Raw genomic sequence first — 2,054 nt, 5'->3', positions numbered from 1 at the left:
GCACTCCCCAACAAGTAGCAGACCAGGGGAACAAATGAGCGGAGCGAAATTTGGGCCACGGGTCGATACTTGCTCTCAGTTACCATAGCTGATACAATAGAATGAAGTCTTCAAAAAATTTTTGAAAGCCCTTGTAAGATTTTTCGGTATTTTACGTCTTATAGGGGTGAAGGGACCTTCAAATATCGGAGAGGAGGCGCAACCTTGGAGGACTGCCAAATCATAGAGTTGTACTGGCATAGGAACGCAGAAGCAATATCCGAAACCGCCAACAAGTACGGAGCTTACTGCTTCTCCATCGCCGAAAATATACTGCACAGCGTGGAAGATTCCGAGGAGTGCATCAACGATACATGGCTTCACACCTGGAACGCGATTCCGCCCCAGCGCCCCAAGGTGCTTCGGATGTTTCTGGCGAAAATCACGCGCAATCTCTCCTTTGACCGTTTTCGCGCACGAAATACAGAAAAGCGGGGCGGCGGTGAGATCACCTTGGTTTTGGACGAGCTGGTGGAGTGCCTCTCCGGCGGGAAGGATGCGGCAGTGGAATACGAGTCCAAAGAATTGGAGGAGTGCATTCAACGTTTCGTGCGGACGCTGCCGGAGCAGGAGGGAAACATATTCCTGCGCCGATATTTTTTCAATAAGCCAGCCGCTGTGATTGCGCGGGAGTATGGAATGACAAAAAACAATGTGACGGTAATCCTCAGCCGGACGCGAAAAAAACTCCGGCGGGAACTGGAAAAGGAGGGCTATCTGTGAATGTTGAAAATCTGTACCGGGCCATCGGTACGGTGGATGGCGATTTGTTGGAGCGGTGCGAAACCGCTGTCCGCAGAGGCGGGGCAAAGTCTAACTGGCTGAAATGGGCGGGCGCGGTGGCGTGTTTTGGCCTGATTGTCACAGTAGCTATAGCAGCATTACCGGGCATTTTGAAAGGGCCAGGTGGAGTTGTGTCGCCTCCTTACTCTAATGTGCCTGGGCCTGCGGTCAGCGATGGTGATAATCACTCCAACGCAGACTCGTCCCAGTCGGTTGAACCTGGTACTGTCCAAGTTGGGGATACTCGGGCTGAAAAATGGCTGACCGCAGAAGAACTGGGATTGGAAAATTCGGAAGGGATAATTTCCAGCGGCCTTGCAGTTCCGATTTTCATTTCCTATCAGGGCGGTTTTTATGGTGTTGTGGGCGAGGGCCAACTGGACAATCCGCGTTTTGCCCCCTCGGAAAGCGAGAATTTGCTTTTCAATACCCATTATACTCATACTGTTTATCTGGTGGAGGGGCATACTAACTGCATCGCTATTCACATCAATGGCATGGAGGTCTACGAGAAAATCTTTGATGTGACCTTTGTGGTAGATGGAACTACCTATGCTATTGCCTACTCCCCGGTAATGAATGCTGACTACAACTTGGGAGATGTGGTGCTGGAAACCGAAGACTACACTGTTTATGAGGCAGTAAAACTCCAAGGGGAACCAGCCCGGTGCGTGGAATACATCGTGGACATTCTTCCCCTTCTCCAGAGAGAGAGGCCGAACCTTTTTGACGGCTCCGACTTGGAACCGGACGGGTACTATAGGGAACAGTGGCAACTTGCCCTGCCGCTGGAGTGAGCAACCCTGGAGACAGCCCTATAAAACGCACCGCATGGCCCTATGGCTGTGCGGTGCGTTTTTGAGTGTTTTCGGAATAGCGGGGTGGCTGTCAATTCGACAAAGTTTCTTTGTGATACTTTACCGCACATGAGCATTCGCACCGGGGTTATCGTTGCCATAACCTTCCAGCAGGTTAATGACGCCCCACACACCCAGACCAGCGCCCAACGCGACCACAAGAACCTTCAAAGTGTCAATAGCAGAAGTGAAAAATTCCATAAAACTACCTCCATAATGTTGAAAATATTAGTTTGAAAGTGATGGGAGAATCTCCCCAGAAATATAAAAACCGCTGACTGATGGTGTCAGTCAGCGACCAGCCTGTCGAAAAGAGGCCTGTCTGTCTTCATTACCAGACAGGCCACAAAGTTAATGAGGGATAAAATGTAGGAA

At 50.4% G+C, this 2,054-nt stretch carries 2 protein-coding genes and 1 pseudogene; 2 read left to right on the top strand and 1 reads right to left on the bottom strand.

Features of this window, described 5'->3' with window-relative positions:
* Positions 1 to 204: 204 nt before the first annotated feature.
* Together JX325_RS15820 and JX325_RS15815 are read left to right on the top strand one after the other, a co-directional pair.
* The gene (locus JX325_RS15820) at positions 205 to 762 is read left to right on the top strand and encodes an RNA polymerase sigma factor (protein WP_204792014.1); all 558 of its coding nucleotides are present in this window, start codon (positions 205 to 207) and stop codon (positions 760 to 762) included.
* On the top strand, positions 759 to 1,619 hold the full coding sequence (locus JX325_RS15815; protein WP_204792013.1) for a hypothetical protein: 861 nt from the start codon (positions 759 to 761) through the stop codon (positions 1,617 to 1,619). Before JX325_RS15820 ends, JX325_RS15815 begins: the two co-directional genes overlap by 4 nt.
* Positions 1,620 to 1,751: 132 nt before the next feature.
* Here JX325_RS15815 and JX325_RS15810 read toward each other — a convergent pair.
* Positions 1,752 to 1,880 (bottom strand): annotated as a pseudogene (locus JX325_RS15810) (Maff2 family mobile element protein); the annotation flags it as partial.
* Positions 1,881 to 2,054 lie beyond the last annotated feature (174 nt).

This window comes from Oscillibacter sp. CU971 (assembly GCF_905219725.1).
In the GTDB taxonomy this organism is placed as follows: domain Bacteria; phylum Bacillota; class Clostridia; order Oscillospirales; family Oscillospiraceae; genus Oscillibacter.
Note: the sequence above shows the minus strand (reverse complement) of the source record. Positions and strands in the feature narration are given on the sequence as shown.